The sequence below is a fragment of the Paenibacillus jilunlii genome, assembly GCF_900102965.1.
In the GTDB taxonomy this organism is placed as follows: Bacteria; Bacillota; Bacilli; order Paenibacillales; family Paenibacillaceae; genus Paenibacillus_AQ; species Paenibacillus_AQ jilunlii.
Genome location: NZ_FNGM01000016.1, coordinates 21,173 through 38,540, shown reverse-complemented (window position 1 = coordinate 38,540; position 17,368 = coordinate 21,173). Strand labels below are relative to the sequence as shown.

16 protein-coding genes are annotated in these 17,368 nt (G+C 48.8%); 1 reads left to right on the top strand and 15 read right to left on the bottom strand.

What is annotated here, in order from left to right; translation table 11 throughout:
* Positions 1-29: 29 nt before the first annotated feature.
* From BLQ82_RS23350 to BLQ82_RS32155, 13 genes are all read right to left on the bottom strand, one after another.
* A complete protein-coding gene (locus tag BLQ82_RS23350; protein ID WP_062522023.1) occupies positions 30-1,169 on the bottom strand; it encodes a TIGR04066 family peptide maturation system protein in 1,140 nt (379 codons plus the stop codon).
* A gap of 16 nt (positions 1,170-1,185) precedes the next feature.
* Positions 1,186-2,613, bottom strand: a complete 1,428-nt coding sequence (gene ccpM / locus BLQ82_RS23345; RefSeq protein WP_062522021.1) for a Cys-rich peptide radical SAM maturase CcpM — start codon at positions 2,611-2,613, stop codon at positions 1,186-1,188.
* A 107-nt stretch (positions 2,614-2,720) separates the two neighbouring features.
* The gene (locus BLQ82_RS33255) at positions 2,721-2,915 is read right to left on the bottom strand and encodes a CLI_3235 family bacteriocin precursor (RefSeq protein ID WP_074648552.1); all 195 of its coding nucleotides are present in this window, start codon (positions 2,913-2,915) and stop codon (positions 2,721-2,723) included.
* A 75-nt stretch (positions 2,916-2,990) separates the two neighbouring features.
* Positions 2,991-4,751, bottom strand: a complete 1,761-nt coding sequence (locus BLQ82_RS23335; protein ID WP_074648550.1) for an ABC transporter ATP-binding protein — start codon at positions 4,749-4,751, stop codon at positions 2,991-2,993.
* 400 nt (positions 4,752-5,151) lie between these two features.
* Positions 5,152-5,466: a preprotein translocase subunit YajC gene (yajC, locus tag BLQ82_RS23330; RefSeq protein ID WP_062519109.1), complete on the bottom strand. Its 315-nt coding sequence runs from the start codon at positions 5,464-5,466 to the stop codon at positions 5,152-5,154.
* 43 nt (positions 5,467-5,509) lie between these two features.
* The gene (gene tgt / locus BLQ82_RS23325; RefSeq protein WP_062519108.1) at positions 5,510-6,646 is read right to left on the bottom strand and encodes a tRNA guanosine(34) transglycosylase Tgt; all 1,137 of its coding nucleotides are present in this window, start codon (positions 6,644-6,646) and stop codon (positions 5,510-5,512) included.
* Between the two features lie 21 nt (positions 6,647-6,667).
* Positions 6,668-7,696 carry a tRNA preQ1(34) S-adenosylmethionine ribosyltransferase-isomerase QueA gene (gene queA / locus BLQ82_RS23320; RefSeq protein WP_062519106.1) on the bottom strand — a complete coding sequence of 343 codons (1,029 nt, stop codon included), beginning with the start codon at positions 7,694-7,696 and terminating at the stop codon, positions 6,668-6,670.
* A gap of 9 nt (positions 7,697-7,705) precedes the next feature.
* Positions 7,706-9,787: a SpoIID/LytB domain-containing protein gene (locus BLQ82_RS23315; protein WP_062519104.1), complete on the bottom strand. Its 2,082-nt coding sequence runs from the start codon at positions 9,785-9,787 to the stop codon at positions 7,706-7,708.
* A 41-nt stretch (positions 9,788-9,828) separates the two neighbouring features.
* Positions 9,829-10,836, bottom strand: a complete 1,008-nt coding sequence (gene ruvB, locus BLQ82_RS23310; protein WP_020426618.1) for a Holliday junction branch migration DNA helicase RuvB — start codon at positions 10,834-10,836, stop codon at positions 9,829-9,831.
* 29 nt (positions 10,837-10,865) lie between these two features.
* The gene (gene ruvA / locus BLQ82_RS23305; protein ID WP_062519103.1) at positions 10,866-11,489 is read right to left on the bottom strand and encodes a Holliday junction branch migration protein RuvA; all 624 of its coding nucleotides are present in this window, start codon (positions 11,487-11,489) and stop codon (positions 10,866-10,868) included.
* Positions 11,486-11,989 carry a crossover junction endodeoxyribonuclease RuvC gene (gene ruvC, locus BLQ82_RS23300; RefSeq protein WP_020426620.1) on the bottom strand — a complete coding sequence of 168 codons (504 nt, stop codon included), beginning with the start codon at positions 11,987-11,989 and terminating at the stop codon, positions 11,486-11,488. Before ruvC ends, ruvA begins: the two co-directional genes overlap by 4 nt.
* A 300-nt stretch (positions 11,990-12,289) precedes the next feature.
* Entirely contained in the window at positions 12,290-12,973 is a 684-nt protein-coding gene (locus tag BLQ82_RS23295) for a BofC C-terminal domain-containing protein (RefSeq protein ID WP_062519101.1), read from the bottom strand.
* Between the two features lie 180 nt (positions 12,974-13,153).
* Positions 13,154-13,315, bottom strand: a complete 162-nt coding sequence (locus tag BLQ82_RS32155) for a hypothetical protein (protein WP_157243732.1) — start codon at positions 13,313-13,315, stop codon at positions 13,154-13,156.
* An 80-nt stretch (positions 13,316-13,395) separates the two neighbouring features.
* Here BLQ82_RS32155 and fabV point away from each other — a divergent pair, with 80 nt between their 5' ends.
* Positions 13,396-14,586, top strand: coding sequence for an enoyl-ACP reductase FabV (fabV, locus tag BLQ82_RS23290; protein WP_074648548.1), 1,191 nt, complete (start codon positions 13,396-13,398; stop codon positions 14,584-14,586).
* A 132-nt stretch (positions 14,587-14,718) separates the two neighbouring features.
* On the opposite strand, the gene BLQ82_RS23285 is transcribed toward fabV, so the two are convergent.
* Complete coding sequence (locus tag BLQ82_RS23285; protein ID WP_062519097.1) at positions 14,719-16,605, bottom strand: FtsX-like permease family protein; 1,887 nt, start codon at positions 16,603-16,605, stop codon at positions 14,719-14,721.
* On the bottom strand, positions 16,577-17,344 hold the full coding sequence (locus BLQ82_RS23280; protein ID WP_062519095.1) for an ABC transporter ATP-binding protein: 768 nt from the start codon (positions 17,342-17,344) through the stop codon (positions 16,577-16,579). Before BLQ82_RS23280 ends, BLQ82_RS23285 begins: the two co-directional genes overlap by 29 nt.
* Positions 17,345-17,368 lie beyond the last annotated feature (24 nt).

Here is a 17,368-nt window from a genome sequence, read left to right as displayed (position 1 = left end):
ACTATGTGCTATTCCTGATATTTAAGCTCCTAGAAATTGACCGCCATTTCAGCTTCCGATAATTTGTCTACAATTAAATCGGCAATTTTCGCCGTGTCTCCTTTATCCAGAACATTAAATACAGGGACTGAAGTTATAACACTACATTCCTCAATGCTCTTTTGCATAAAATCTTGATTAAGCGTTAATGTGTTTACAGAACTTGGCTTAGAGTTAGTCATTTCGACCCAATCAATTTGCCTGTTGGTTATATTCAAGGCATCAATATCCAAGCCGAATTTATATTTGATAGAATTCATAATTCCATCCAAATATTCTGCTGTATATTTCTCGTGAAACAGGCTTACTACTACAGCATCGGGAACAACCGCCTGAAAAATCTCATAGGCTGTAATTCCAAAGTCATTGGTGATTTTGTTGTTATAACGCATAAAGCCGCCTGGTACAGCTACGATAATTAGGTCCGGCTCCTCAGTGGATTCAATCTGTTTGATGTACCGGTTATAGCACAAGATTTTATCTGACTCACTTATTAATTCTTTCATAAACCCTGGAAACGAATGAAACCCCAAAAATTCACAATAGGATCTGGAACCAACCACACTCACTTTATAACCCATGCTTTCAAAAGCGGATTTTAAATCCAATTGCAACTGAAACTTATGAGTGTTCTCAGCTATGCCAACGACTGCAAGGATCGGGGTAGTACAATCCATAATTTCTTTTTGTCCAAACGCCAGAGCATTTAAGAAATCTGCAGTATCCAGATTATTGTCTCCATAATTTATAAAATAGCTGCCCTTCTTCCCGCACTTTTCCTGTACTTCTTCTACTTTTTCATTCAATGGAACAAGGGTAATAATGTTTTTCCCTGCTTCAATTGCACTCAAGATTTTGGGGTAGATATTCTTTTCCAGCGTATATGAATTGTCCGCTTCAGCAAATATTACAGTATCAATTTCGCTCAAAATCTCTTCAAATTCCTGACTCACAGTAATGCCAAGGAATCCGCCTCCATCAGCATAGCTGGCATCCTTGCCGCATAACCCCCATCCGGGCAAAGAGGAAAGCTGGATATTGCTGTAATGGTCAACAAAACCTTTGTCTCTTAACAAGGGAGTAAAATGGGAGTCGTAAGGGTAGATTAATACACTTTCTTTATTCAACATACTTCCCTCCAAATCATTATCCTGTAATCTTCTGAACCATTTCTTTCTTCAATCCGCATTCTTTTAGGGTGCATACGTCCTTCATCATTTCATCAAAATTGTAGCGGACATCCTGGCAGGCCTTTAGTTTTGCTTCCTTGCTCAGTTGATTTCCATCATCGGACAATGAAGCACACACTCTGCAGTTCCGGAAAGCGTAGCACTCCTTACAGTTTTCTTCCGTAAGTTGTCCTACATTTAATAATTTCTCTATTTTGTCAAAAAAGAACCCCTCTTCAATATTGCCGATTCTCATAATATCCGATGTCTCACTAACCCTTTCACATGGATAAAAATGGGCATCCGTACTCATAAATAACCGGATTTGTCCCGGTACACAAGGTCCCGAATGGTGATCCTGTTTGGCTAATGGGGCAATATTCCGGTGCGAATTGCTGATATACTCAAAATGCTCCCGATAGGCGGCTCTGATTAATTGTGAATTGTTCGCCTTGGAAACCTTGCCCAGTACAAACAACAAATATTTGAATTTGCTGTATTCCCATTCCCCTACAAAATTTTCGCTGAATTGAATGCGGTCATTCCGGTAATTATTGGATACAAAACTTCCGATCACCGCTGATTCATTGAAGAATTCTTCTTCACTGGCGACAAATTCATCTAAACAATTAAATTGCGCTGTTGGGTCCATAACCATAGAAAAGGAGAGATTTTTTTTGATGTCCGGGTACTTTTCTACAATTCTTTTGATGTTATCATAAACAGCATTAAAAGTTCCGCAACCGTTTGAGGCAAACGTGCGGTGCTTATCATGAATTTCTTGAGGCCCATCCATACTAACGGTAATTCTCAAATTGTAGCCCAGCAATCTCTTCACATTAGCTTCATTGAGCAGGCTGCCGTTCGTGGTCAAACTAAAAGAAACGTTTTTCCCTTCGGCCGCTTTTATCGCATAGTCCATGCACTGAATAATCAGGTTCATCTCCAGCAACGGCTCGCCGCCATAAAAACTGATATCGATGTCCTTGGCATCCTTAGAGTGCTCGATCAGAAAATCTATTCCTTTTTGGGCAGTGGCAAAATCCATTCGTTTATTGCTATGTACCCGATTTACATAAGACCCCGAATACACACAATAATTGCATCTGAAATTACAATTTTGAGTCACTTGGAGAATTATTTTTTTTAAATTATAGCCTAAAAGCTCATCAAGCATTCTTCCATTGCTATGCTTTATTTCTTCCACGCGATTGTTAGACAGATATCCTTGATCCCTTAATTTTTGGATAACCGGATGCCCGCTTGAACGTATCTCTTCAGGATCATTGATAATTTGATAAATTTCCTCATCGACATTGATAATTTTATTTTTATTCACATCAAAAAAATAATACTTATCCATATTTTCGAACGAATATATCAACGGATTTTCTTTGGTCAACAATGGACTGTCTCCTTTACCGTTTTGTAGTCATGCTTCTGCACAAGGAATAAAAAGACTAGGGCTCTGATGACAGGTAGCTTTGTCTTTAGAACCCTAGCATTTTTCGGTTAACCTCTCACTTGAGCGGTTGCAGTCGGAGTGTAGTTTTGCGATCCGCTATCTGCGCTAGTATTGCTAACATGCAAGAAATCAGGACCCCAGCAGCTGCAAGTGGCGCAATAACATGCACAAGAAAGATGACAATCTGCGTATGCCTCAACAGTATGCATTTGCGAAAAATTCTTTTTAATTAATTTTCTCATTTCATTTCGCCTCCCTTCGTATGTAGTAGATTAAAATATATAAATTCCAGAGTGGCGGGCACTCCGAAAAGTATATCAACTAATTAATTCTCTGCATTCCAGTTCGCTTTCATATAACTTTTTATATGTAAAATTGTCATTTAGAAGATTCCAATGGCTTCCTTGGCCTACCAGTTTGCCGGCATCAATAACTAGAATTTCATCTGAATCAATAATGCTTGAGAGCCTATGGGCAATCACGACAACAGTGTGGTCATGAGACATTGAACTTATTAATTCCTTGACCATTTGCTGGGTTTCATTATCCAGTGATGAGGTGGCTTCATCGAATAATATAATTTTGGATTTTTTCAGCATCGCTCTTGCGATGGCTATCCGTTGTTTTTGGCCGCCTGACAGATTCGCGCCATTCTCTTCTATCACTGTTTTATATCCATGAGGAAGACTCATGATGTAATCATGAATTTTTATTTTTTTGCAAATAGTTATCATTTCTTCTTCTGTTGCCTTTTCATTGGCTATCAACATATTTTCAGCAAAAGTTGCATTAAATAAGTATGGAGTCTGGTGTACGATCGATATATGGGTGCGCAGTGTTTCTTCATTAAAATGTTTGATATCCATTCCATCAATCAAAATAGCACCTGTATCAGCCTCATAAAAATGCAGCAGCAAATTAAAAATTGTAGTTTTCCCGCCCCCGCTGCTCCCTACTATTGCAGTTGTATTATTCTTTGCGATTGTAAAGCTCAAGTTGTCAACAACCCGCAAGTCGTCCCCGTAACCGAACGAAATATTACAAAACTTAATTTCCCCTTCAATGTGCTGCTTGTCCAAATCCCCAAACTTTTCCTTCTTGTAACCAAACTCATCCAGCAGATTAAAAATTCTTTCAAGCGAAGTCAGCGCCTTCTGGATGTTGCTGCTGATTTGGGTAATGTTCATTAATGAACCGGTCAGCTGGCTGGAGTAAGAGGTAAACGCAATAAAGTATTCAATGTTCAGCTGTCCTTTATATATTAGGAATCCTGCTATAGCCATAACACAAAGTTGTGAGAGAAATGAAGTGAACTGCGATAATGACCGGGCCACAGTACTGATAATATTAATATTTATATTTTTTTCTTTAAGCAGGATGGCCAGATCCAGAAATTGATTAATTTTTATCTTCTTGATGCCCAAACTCTTGATCTCTCTGATCCCGGTTATGGACTGCTGGAGATTACTGAAATAGCTATCGTTTAACTTAGCCAGCTCTTCACTTTGCTTCCTTATTTTTTTCCCGGAGAAGGTAAAAATAAGGAATGTAACCGGAAAGCTTATTACAATCACCAAAGATAGTGGAATACTAATTTGAAACACAACAATACATATGATGGCTACTCGAAGAATATCGATTGCAGTATTAATCAATTGGTTTGTAAGGATGCTCGCTACAGTTGCAGTATCTCCCTGTAAACGGGATATAAATTCGCCCACCTTCATTTGGTCGAAAGCCTTTACGGGAAGTTCAATGATCTTTTGGAACATATCTCTTTTCAAGTCATAAATAATATTTTCGCTTAATGAGGAAAATAAATAGGATTGAAAGAAACTTAAAATGGTTACAAAAAGCTCTGTTACAAACAGGTACATTAGCATTACACTCAGCTTTTCAAATTCCTTAGAGAACAATAAAGCTATGACCTTACCTAATATTAATGGCTCAATAATTTGCAGAATCAGACAAAACACAATACAAAAAAAGGTAGTAATTACACGCAATTTGTAAGGAAAGAGATACATCAAACATCTTTTTAACAAACCAATATCCTTTTTATCAACTATCGATTTCATAAGTCGTACCTCTGATGGTAAAATTTAATTAATATATTATTTATTTCATAATTTCACACTTTGTAATAACTTTCACTTGCAAAGCCAATTCTACATCTTTCGATATAAATTGTAAACATATTTTTACTTTATTTCAATTTTTAGTATATTTATTTATGAAAACTAAACTATAATTGTTGAACATTTAAATATATACCTCATTTATCCAATTAATTAATATACTACTGTAAATTTATTTTTGCAAATATGTAAAATATCGGATTATAAAAGCAGCAAAACAGCATATTTTACTTATAAAAAAATAGGCCAACCAGAAGTCACTGGCTGACCTAATAACATGAAAAAAAGCGCCGTCCCTCTTGCAGGAAACGACGCTTTTTATGTAAGGCTGTACTAAAGGCTACTCTTTGTCTTCTACTTCCACAACCGAATGGCTGATGGAACCCCGGTCAAAGGTCAGCTTGGTCACATCATTTACCCGCAGGACTACGATGTCATCGGAAATTTCCATGATCGTCCCGTGAAGGCCTCCAATGGTTACGACCTTATCGCCTTTTTTCAGAGCTTTCAGCATTGCGTTGCGCGTTTTGGTCTTCTTCTGCTGCGGACGGATGAGCAGAAAGTAGAACACCACAAACATCAGTACAAACGGGCCTACAAGACCCAGGATGCTTCCGCCGCTCCCTGCTGTTGCTGCATATTGAAACTGTAACATAATTCTCCCCCCTTTCAAAAGACAATGAAACACTGCCCATTACCTAAAATCCTTTTAGATTATCGTATAATCCATATTGTGCAAAAAACTCATCGCGAAAATCAAGCAGCCGATCTTCCCTGATAGCTTCACGTACTTTACGCATCAAATCCAGCAGGAAATGCAAATTATGGTATGTCGTTAACCGCAGGCCGAAGGTTTCATCGGCTTTGATCAGATGGCGCAAATAAGCACGGGAATAATTCCGGCAGGTATAGCAGTTGCATTCCGGATCAAGCGGCCCGAAGTCGCGTGCATACTGCGCGTTGCGGACTACAAGCCTTCCCTGACTGGTCATCGTTGTCCCATTGCGGGCAATACGTGTAGGCAGAACACAGTCGAACATGTCCACTCCACGGATTGATCCTTCCAGCAGCGCATCCGGTGAACCCACGCCCATTAAATAACGCGGTTTCCCTTGCGGCAGCAGCGGAACCGTATAATCCAGCACTTCATACATAAGCTGCTTGGACTCTCCGACGCTGAGCCCCCCAATAGCATACCCCGGGAAATCCATGGAAGTCAAATCAGCCGCACTCTGGCGCCGCAAATCCTCATACATGCCCCCCTGAACGATAGCGAACAGTCCCTGGTCTTCGGGACGGGCATGGCTTTTGAGACATCTTTCGGCCCAGCGTGTAGTGCGTTCCAGTGACTTTTTGACGTAATCATATTCTGCCGGATACGGCGGGCATTCATCAAAAGCCATCATGATATCAGAGCCCAGCGCATTCTGGACCTCCATCGCCACCTCCGGCGAGAGGAACTTCTTATCTCCATTCAAGTGGGAACGGAAATGCACGCCTTCTTCGGTAATTTTGCGCATATCACTTAGCGAGAAAACCTGAAAACCGCCGCTGTCTGTTAAGATGGGCCGGTCCCAGTTCATAAATTTGTGCAGGCCGCCGGCTTCGCGGATAATATCATGGCCCGGACGGAGAAACAGATGGTATGTATTGCTCAAAATAATATGCGCATCCATCTGCTTCAATTCTTCGGGACTCATTGTTTTGACAGTGGCGAGTGTGCCTACAGGCATAAAAGCAGGCGTCTCAATTACACCATGCGGGGTATGCACCCGGCCGAGCCGCGCACCGGATTGCTTGCAGGTCTTGATGTGTTCATAAGTTATTGCTGCCATATATTTAACCCTTCCTCTTGCTTAATAAATAAACATTGCATCACCGAAGCTGAAAAAGCGGTAGTGCTGCTGAATCGCGGCTTCATAGGCGGCCAGAATATTCTCCCGTCCGGCCAAGGCGCTCACCAGCATCACCAATGTAGACTTGGGCAGATGAAAGTTGGTAATCAGTGCGTTAACAACGGTAAATTCATACCCGGGATAGATAAAAATATCCGTCCAGCCGCTGCATTCTTGAATCGGGCCGCCTTCAGCCTGTCTGCCGACTGTTTCCAGTGTCCGGCAGGACGTTGTGCCCACAGCTATGATTCTTCCTCCCCGGGCTCTGGCTGCATTAAGCACATCTGCTGTCTCCCGGGACAAGACATAATACTCGGCATGCATTACATGCTCTTCTACCTTCTCTACCGACATGGGACGGAAGGTTCCCAGTCCGACATGAAGCGTAATATAGGCAATCGTTACACCTTTTGCCTTGATCTGCTCCAGCAGCTCCCGGGTGAAATGCAGACCTGCGGTCGGCGCGGCCGCCGAGCCTTCATGCTTGGCATAGACCGTCTGGTAACGCTCACGGTCATCCAGCGTCTCCTTGATATACGGCGGAAGCGGCATGCTTCCCAGCCTGTCCAGAATTTCCTGGAATATTCCTGTATAGATGAAGCGGAGCGTCCGTCCGCCCATGTCAGCCTCGTCTTCAATCACTGCCCGGAGTTCCTCGCTGAAGATAATCACAGCTCCGGTCTTCAGCTTCTTGCCGGGCTTCACCAGCGCTTCCCAGCGGTCTTCGCCCAGACTTTTCAGCAGCAGGACCTCCGCCTTCGCACCGGTGTCTTCCTTGACGCCGAAGAGCCGGGCGGGAATTACCCGTGTATCATTCAGAACCAGCGTATCTCCCGGCTGAAATTGCTCCAGTATATCCGTAAAATGCCGATGCTCCAGTTGGCCATTCTCCTTGTTCACGAGCAGCAGCCGCGATGCACTGCGGTCGGACAGCGGAGTCTGGGCGATGAGCTCCTCCGGCAAATGGAAGTCATAATCGTCTACATTCATGGTCAGTCTTCATTCCTTAACTATAGTAACGTTATTAAAATAGTGTTGCAATATTTGCTTGTAATCATACCCTTTGTCGGCCATGCCCTTCACGCCCCATTGGGACATGCCAAGCCCATGGCCGTTCCCCCAGCCCATAAAATAGAATCCGGGGCTGGCCGTGACTACTCTGGACGAAGCATCTGCGCCCATAACTACGGTACCGCTGCCATTAGCAGTCACTTTGCCCGACGCAGAGAGAACTCCAGCACTCTGGGAGCTGTTAACCGTTGACGTAGAGCCGTCAGCGCCTAATACAGTATAACTGCCGGCAGGTACAATATCAAACAAGGTACTCGGCAATCCGCCGAACGCCGAACGGAACAGATCAGGATATTTCACCTGCAGAATCTCCCCGTTGGCTTTTACTTGTGTCACTCTTCCCGAAGGCCCGCGCTGCGAAACCTGCAGACTGCTGATGGAAGAGGGCAGCGAACTGCTGACCTTGCCTGACAGGCTTTTGAGCAGCTCCGCTGAAGAGTAGGGTCCTCTAACCCAGCTGTAGCTTCCGTTCTCATAGAACTGATCCAGAACTACAGCATTTTCGCCGGGGTTCAGCTTGCCAAGCGGACTTGCACTGCTCTCAACGACAGGCAGCGGGCGGATATTCACATCTTTGGTGCTCGCAGTTGCTATTGCCAGGCCTGCCGCTGTCTTGCCGCCGGTCAGTTTGATATTGTCCTCCCGGGCATAACCCGAGACGCCGCGGTCCAGCAGCAAGTAATACCATTTCTTTGATGCTGCTGCAGCGGAGTCTTCAGCACTGGCAACACTGACAAAGGTAGCGCCTCCGTTGCCCCATACCTCCGAAGGGTCGGCGGTCACACCGCCGCTGTTGGAGGAGAACACTGCCTCCACGACCTTGCCGCCGCTCAGCAGCACCTCGCCGGCGGTAGCATCTACTGCCTTGGTAATCGTCGGTGCTTCAGCACCAATACCGTAGTACACCTGGCTGAGTGTGGTATCCACCACATTCGCCACATCAAAACGGTTGCCCTGTGACAGCGCATAGCTGCGCGCCGCTACGGCCTGGGCCTTAAGCGCTTCTTCGGGCCAGCCCGATGAAACTTCTCCGCCGACTACCGCATACAAGTACTGCTCCAGCGGAACTTCGTTAATGACAGCGAGTGATCCCGCAAGTCCGCTGAGTTCCAGATTGCCGCGGTAAATGCGCTTGGAACGCTCAGCCAGTTGAATCCCGGCGGAATTACCGGAGACTATGAACTTGGCTCCTGTACCGGACACCTGGTAATGAAATGCCTGGCTCTCGCTGTTCCAGTCCAGCCCCGCATCTGTACGGATCATCATCCCCGGTGCCGCAGCCGCTCCGGCGGAGACGGCAAGCTGCGGAAGCGCAGCCGTAACTGCAGTCCGCAGCGCGGCAAGATCACTGTCACTTGCCGCTTCTCCGACCCACACTTCTATTTGCGCGCTGCCGGCTGGCCCGCCCGTCAGCGTCTTCCAGGCATCAAAGCCAGCCGCAGTAATTGTGCTGACCACAGCATCCGCTTCTTCCTGGGTAGCAAAGGAGCCAGCAGACAGATGTTTGCTTCCAGCCAAGGCAGGAGTCTGCCCTTCAGCAAGGGACAGGCCTGCTTTGCTTACCCGGTTCAGCCCTTCCCTGGCAGCACTTTCACTGGTGTACGGGCCTGTGTACAGCTGATAGACGTTCGCACCATTGCGTGAAGCCACAAATAACATCGGCTTATCGGAGGTCGATTGAAGCTTCTTGGCGGCTTCTGCGGCCGCCTGCCATGTAGGGCTGTCCATCACCTTGACCTTGTATCCGTCGAGGCTGATGCGGATTTTGTTATTGGGCGGAATGGGCAGCAGCTGCGCACTGCCGGACATCAGGCTGAAGCCCATCGTCGAGCTCAGCGTCACGAAAGGGACGGTAGATTTATATTTGCTGCCAATATCGGCATACAGCGCAACCCGGATGGCTGTGTTCGGATCGGCATGGCTGTCAGCGGCAGGAAGCAGCAGGCCCCCTGCCATCAGGACACCTGCAAGCAAGCCCATTCCTGACTTTTTCCATCTGGCAAGATTCATCTTGATGCCTCCTAATCATAGAGATGATAGCAAAACAAGGATTATTGCGGCTGCGGAGGAAGCGGAAGGCCCAAATGCTGGTAAGCGGCAGGAGTCACAACTCTCCCCCGCGGCGTACGCTGCAGAAATCCAATCTGCAGCAGGTAAGGCTCATACACATCCTCAATGGTTTGGCTCTCTTCTCCGATTGTTGCAGCTATGGTATCCAGCCCCACAGGCCCGCCGCGGAAGGAACTGATCATGGAATGAAGCATCTTATGATCGATGCTGTCCAGTCCGCGCGGGTCCACCTGAAGCATCTTCAGCGATTCTCCGGCAATCTCCGGTGTAATGATCCCGTCGCCGCGCACCTGCGCGAAATCGCGGACCCGCTTCAGCAGGCGGTTGGCAATCCGCGGAGTTCCCCGCGACCGCAAAGCGATCTCTTCGGCAGCATCGCCCAGAATCTCAATACCGAGCAGTTCGGCATTGCGGGAAACGATGAAGCTCAGCTCGTCGATCGTATAATACTCCAGCCGGCTGACCACTCCGAAGCGGTCACGCAGCGGCGCAGACAACAGCCCGGCGCGGGTAGTGGCGCCGATTAGCGTAAAGGGCGGCAGGTCCAGGCGCACCGAGCGGGCGCTCGGCCCCTTGCCGATCATAATATCCAGCGCGAAATCCTCCATCGCCGGATACATCACCTCTTCCACCGTCCGGTGCAGCCGGTGAATCTCGTCAATGAACAGCACATCGCCCTGCTGCAGATTGGTCAGCAGCGCGGCCAGATCGCCGGGCCGCTCAATGGCAGGTCCGGATGTTGTCCTGAGGTTCACACCAAGCTCATTGGCGATAATATTCGCGAGTGTTGTTTTACCGAGACCGGGAGGCCCGTACAGCAGCACATGGTCCAGCGCTTCACTGCGCATCTTGGCAGCTTCTATATATATTTTCAGATTCTCTTTAACCTGGTTCTGTCCGATATACTCTCCCAGATAACGGGGGCGCAGACTTAATTCCACCGCCTGCTCGTCCATCATCAGATTAGCCGAAATTATCCGGTCATCCATTTATCCATCACTCCGTTCTGTCAAGCAGCCTATTTGGCTGTATAGAGCAGCCCCAGCGCCTTCTTCATCAGCACATCAACCGGTCCTGAATCGGCGCCTTCCTTCTTCATGGTCAGCCATACCCGGTCCAGCTCGGCTTCGGTATATCCAAGCGCCTTCAGCCCGTCCCGCGCTTCCTCCCACGGCATTGCATCCTCAGCCGCCTGGGCTTCAGCCGCTGCAGCGAACAATCCAGTCTGCATGGACACCGCGCTCAGGCCGTCCAGCTTGTCCCGCAGATCCAGAATCATCCGCTGGGCCGTCTTCTTGCCGATCCCCGGAAGCTTGGTCAGAAAGGTGATATTCTCCTGGTAAATCGCCGAGATCAGCTGATCCGGTGTTCCACCGGTCAGAATCCCCAGGGCTACGCGCGGGCCAATGCCGGATACTTCAATCAGCTTGCGGAACAGCTTCTGCTCTTCTCTTGTCGGGAACCCGAAGAGCAGGGTAGCATCCTCGCGTGTCTGGTAATGAATGTAGATCATTACCGGCCCCTCCAGCTTGGCAAAAGCATACGGATTCGGGCAGAACACCCGGTATCCTATGCCCTGGACATCCACCACCACATATTCCGGCTCCAGATGGACAACCGGCCCTCTTAAGTAATCTATCATTTTCGCAATACCTCATTTAATTTGGAATTAAGACTCACCGAATGGGCGTGGCATACCGCCACTGCCAGCGCATCCGCCACATCATCAGGCTTCGGTACAGCCGCCAGCTTCAGCAGCAGCTTGACCATTTCCTGCACCTGCTTCTTCTCGGCCTTGCCATAGCCTACCACAGCCTGCTTCACCATCATCGGAGTATATTCCGCGACGGGAAGCCCGCGCTGGACAGCAGCCAGGATCAGCACACCTCTTGCTTGCGCCACCGGCAGGGCCGTGGTCACATTGCGGCTGAAAAACAGCTTCTCCACCGCGACCGCATCAGGCTGGTATTTATCAATAAGCTGCACCATACCCTCGTATACATGCAGCAGACGTTCCTCCTCCGGCGTGTGCGCCTCCGTCTGGATGCACCCGTACTGAACCGGCGTTAATTTGTTTCCTACCTTATCCACGAAGCCGAAGCCGACAATCGCCAGCCCCGGGTCAATGCCCAGGATGCGCAAATCCGATCTCTCCTCTTAAGCAGGCAGGATATTCCTGCTGTTTCATCCATTTCTCCGCCGTGAAGCGAACATATGTATTCCTTCTAACCATTATAGCAAAAAACCTTCTGCCGGGAGAATAAAAGTTTGCCGCCGCCCGGGAAAAGAAGGTTAATTCCGGGTTCCACTCCCGGCTTGCGGACAGAGATTCCGCTAATCCGCAAGCGAAAAAAGCTGGAGTGTCCGGGCACGCCCTATTACAGCACAAAAAAGCCGCCCCAGCTGTATTTCAGCTTAGAAGCGGCCTTCTTACCCTATCTGTTATTCTTCGCTTTGCATCACCTGTTCCGACGAGTCCCGCGCATAGTCGCTGAAGGTGGACAGCACGCTGTTGTACTCTTCTACATCCTGCACACGGATGCCTTCATGCAGCTGCTCTAAGATATCATCCGGCAGCGAAGACTTCATCGAGCCCATGTCCATTTGAAAAAAGGTTTTCAGCACCTTCTCTTGCGCCGGCGGACCCTTGAACAGGGTCAGATTGCCGTGCTCGTCCACGCCGATAAAGGCGTCCTTCTTAATCAGCGGCGATAAATCGTTGACCATACGCTCCAACCACAGATCCCCGTCCGCGCTGATCCAGCCGTTCCAGTCGGGATGTGCAGCAATGACCTGCCTAAGCTGGACGGGGGACTTGTCTCCGGGAAGGGTTACGATCTCCTCACCGGAAATATAGGTTGTCTTCAAGTGAACCGTCCGGCTGACCGGTTCCTGGCTGAGGGTTTCCAGCAGCTGCTTACGATCCAGGGCTGAAGTCCCATCCTTCCCGTCTTCTTCAGCCTGGCTGTACACAGCCGCTGCAGCCGGCACGCTTCCGCCTGGATCAGCGGATGAGGCCTGTTCCTGCAGCCCGCTAAGATGCTCAGGCACAGTCCATGCCGTATTACTCAGCAAGCCGCTGAGCTCTTCCGGGACCTGCATGCCGCGCCAGGCAAGCAGCGTCAAGACAATACAGGCCGCTCCTACCCAGGGGGCTTTTTTCCAACGTCTCCAACGCCGCCACAATTGTTTCTTTAAGCGAAAAGCATTCACGTTGATCCCTTCATTCTGCTTTTTTCCTATTGTGACCTGCAAAGGGAGCAATTATGCGCTTAGCCCCGAAAATTTGAAGCATCGACCCGGTTTTTAATGAGTCAGCAACGGATTTTCAATCGCACCGAGGAACAGCCATACTCCGGTCTGCCGGTCTTCAATCACAAAAAGAAAATCTGGAAAAAGTTTCAAATGACTGCCTATGCTCCAGCCCGTGCCGGTGCTTGGCCCCCAAAATATAAAAAATACATTCATACTTATCTTTCTAAGCCATCATTTGCTATACTTTATATTAGTGAAAAAAGTTAAAAACTAAAATAAAGGGGTAATCCTTGATGATCATTCAGCCAAAAACACGCGGCTTCATTTGCACAACCGCCCATCCGGAAGGGTGCGCCAGACAAATACAGGAACAAATTGATTTCGTAAAAGCTCAAAAGAAGCTCACCGGACCTGTGAATGTGCTTGTTATCGGTGCTTCCACCGGATACGGGCTGGCTTCACGGATTGCTGCCGCTTTCGGCGCAGGAGCGAATACCATCGGTGTCTTTTTCGACAAAGCCGCTGAAGGCGTCCGTACCGCTTCGGCAGGCTGGTACAACTCGGCCGCATTCGAGCAGGCCGCTGCACAGCAGGGCCTCAAATCTCACAGCATTGTTGGAGATGCCTTCTCCGATGCCATCAAAACCAAAACGATTGACCTGATCAAAGCCGAATACGGCACCGTGGATCTTGTGGTTTACAGCGTTGCTTCCCCGCGCCGTACCCATCCGGTAACGGGAGAAACGTTCTCCTCCGTGATTAAGCCGGTAGGCTCCGCCTATACGAATAAAACAATGAACTTCCATACCGGAGAGGTATCCACAGTCACCATTGAACCGGCAACGGAGGATGAGGTCCGCCAGACGATCGCCGTTATGGGCGGGGAAGACTGGGCTATGTGGATTGACCAGCTGCAGGAGGCCGGTGTGCTGGCGGACGGGGCAACCACCGTAGCCTACTCCTATGTTGGACCGAAGATCACCCACCCGATCTACCGGGATGGAACGATTGGACTGGCCAAAAACGACTTGGAGCAGACCGCCATCGCACTGAATGAGAAGCTGAGTGCCAAGGGTGGACGCGCTTTTGTCTCAGTCAACAAAGCATTAGTTACACAGTCCAGTTCCGCGATTCCGGTGGTTCCACTGTACATTTCCGCTCTGTATAAAGTGATGAAGGAAAAGGAACTGCACGAAAACTGCATTCAGCAAATGTACCGCTTGTTCTCGGATCATTTATATAACGGCGGTGAAGCAGCCGCGGACGGCAGCCACCTGATCCGTATCGACGATTGGGAAATGCGCGAGGATGTGCAGATCGAAGTCATGAGACGCTGGAACGAGCTCGAAACTGACAATGTTCCTGAGCTTGCCGATCTGGAAGGCTACCGTGAAGATTTCTTCCACCTCTTCGGCTTCCAGACCGAAGGCGTGGATTATGAAGCCGATACCGATCCTGCGGTAGAGATTCCTAATCAGGTGTAACTAGCTAAAGGGGGTGCCCCAAAAGCCGAAATTGCGGCATGGGCACCCCCTCATTTTTTGGGCAGGATGGGCTTGAGCACTTGATGTGGACGCTCCGCGGACGGACCGTTGCTTCAGGATGAATATCCTCCCTTATGATCCGGCCAGCGCCGATCTGATCTGTCTGATATAGAACAAGCGGACAATGAAGAAGTAAATGACCTGGATGAAGAAGAACAGTCCAAGCACCAGCAGGGATTCCCTGAACATGGAATACTGGAACATGTGTGACAACGCTGTAAGAGCCACGGCTCCGTGCACAAGCGCGACAACGATAGGGGCGAAGAAGAGCAGGCCGATCTGACGGTTCAATATTTTGCCAAGCTCTTTGTCACTCAGCCCCAGCTTGGAAATGGCCTTGAACTTTTGTTTATCCTCATCCAGATCGCTGTACAGCCGGAAATAGAGAAAGCTGCCGGCGGAGACAAAAAATACGATCCCGATAAAGAACCCCATGAACATCAATGGCCCAAAGTTATCATTAATCTTGGAGGTCTGATACTCCAGCGCATAGAAATTATAGTGCTCATCATAGGGAAGCTCATTTGTCAGTTTTCCGCCCACCATCTGTACTCCCTGCTGTCCAATCGCCCCGTGCCAGGCGTAATAGCGGCTCACTTTCAGCGGCTGTGCAAGCCGGCCAATCCACTCATCGGAGACGACGTAGTAACCGCTGAAAGCCCGTACCGCCGGAGAAACGACGGCCTGATCCGCCTCGATGACCATCCCTGGCTGCAGCTTCACCGGCTGGTGGAGCATCTCCTCCCCCTTGCGCGACAGCCCGAAATCTACAATAGCGGCTTTCCCTGCGGCAAGCTGGATGGGCTTGAGCCCCATTAACTCTGCTACGTTGTTATATTCCGATTGCTTCACCAGAACGACTGTCTGGCTGCCATCCGCAGCCTTATAATAGTTAAGCTCCAAACCCGTTTTTTCGGCGGCAATCCCCGCTTTGCTTAGGCTCTGGTCAATAAGCTGTATATGGGTCCGTGCCTGGCTGTCCCCATCCGCAGACATATAGGTGAAAAGATAGGGATTTTTTTGCGTAAGCGATCCGTTCAGCATGGACTGAAACCCGTATAATGCCCCTATAGCGCTGAAGGAAACGGTAGAGATGATGGCGACCAGAAAAAAAGAACGCGCATTGTCCTTCATCCGGTAGGAAAGGTCAGAGAGCAGCAGCATATTGGTTCTACGCCAGAAAAAACGCTCCCGTCCCTTCAGCTTGCGGATCAGATATACGCTGAGCTGTGTGAACAGCAGAAAGGTACCGATCGTGACCATAATGACAACAGGCGCGAGCAGCATCACTACTTCCAACCCGCTGGCCCGAAGAGAAAGAAAGTAGCTGGTCCCCAGCAGTAATACCACCAGCAAGGACAGCAGAAGCGAAGCCTTCGGCTCCTGTTTGGGCTGACGATCCGCTTTGATGAGCGTGATCAGCTTGCCGCTGCGCAGCACCGCCGAAATAAACAAGGAGATCAGGACGAAGAGCAGCATGAACGAAATCAGTGTCAGCAAGACCGCTTTGAATGGAAAATAGAATAGCAGCGGCTCTTTAAGCGCAAGCGCATTTGTCCCCGCAAGCAGAATCCCCTTCGCGAATACAATCCCGAGACCGATGCCGCCGGCGGTGGCGCTTAACCCGATCAGCATATTCTCCATAAAAATCATCCGCCGCAGCTGCCGGGTAGTCATTCCGTGCATCATCATCAGCCCGAACTCCCTTTTCCGCGACTGCAGAAATGCACTCATGGAATAGAGTACGAAGAAGAAGGAGAACACATAGATGATCCACTTGGAGACCGAAAGCGCAATAACCGCACTCGATTGTAAGTTCTCCGCGCTAAGCACCGGATGATAGGCAAAAATAGCAAAGGTAAAGAAGACCATCACCGTAAACATGCTGCTGAGGAAATAGGCGGTATACAGCCTTTTGTTCCGGGTGACGTTACGGAATGCGAACTGGCGGAACGTCATTGCTGTATCCCCCTAACAGCGATAGTGTATCGATAATCTTCTGAAAAAAACTCTGGCGGTTGTTCCCGCTGTGGATCTCTGTATAGAATCTTCCATCCTTAATGAACACCACACGGTGACAATAGCTGGCCGCTACAGCATCATGTGTAACGAGCATCATCGTTGTTGACTGCTCCCGGTTGATCGCTTCCAGCAGATCCATCACATCCTTGGCTGCTTTGGAATCCAGATTGCCGGTAGGCTCATCCGCAAGCAGCAGCTTCGGGGAATGGATCATAGCTCTGGCGATCGCTGTCCGCTGGGCTTGTCCCCCGGAAATTTCATAGGTGCGTTTTTTCATAATGGCGCTGATCCCCAGCTTCCCGGCAATCTCCTGCGCCTTCTGCTTCATTTCATTCACCTGGGTTCCATCCAGCGTCAGCGGCAGGACAATATTCTCCTCCACAGTCAAGGTATTCAGCAGATTGAAATCCTGAAAGACAAATCCCAGCTCCCGCCGGCGAAACACCGCCAATTCGTTTTTATCAAGCTTGCCGGTGTCCTTGCCATCGATCATAATGCTTCCGGTAGTCGGGCCATCAACCGTGGCAATCATATTCAGAAGGGTGGTTTTACCGCTGCCGGACGGCCCCATAATGCCCACGAATTCACCGGCGTCAATGGTTAGATCAATATCGGTCAAAGCCCGGTAAGCCACGTTCCCTTCATATATTTTACTGACCTGCCTTACCTCTAGCATATGGCTATACGCCCCTCTCTTTGT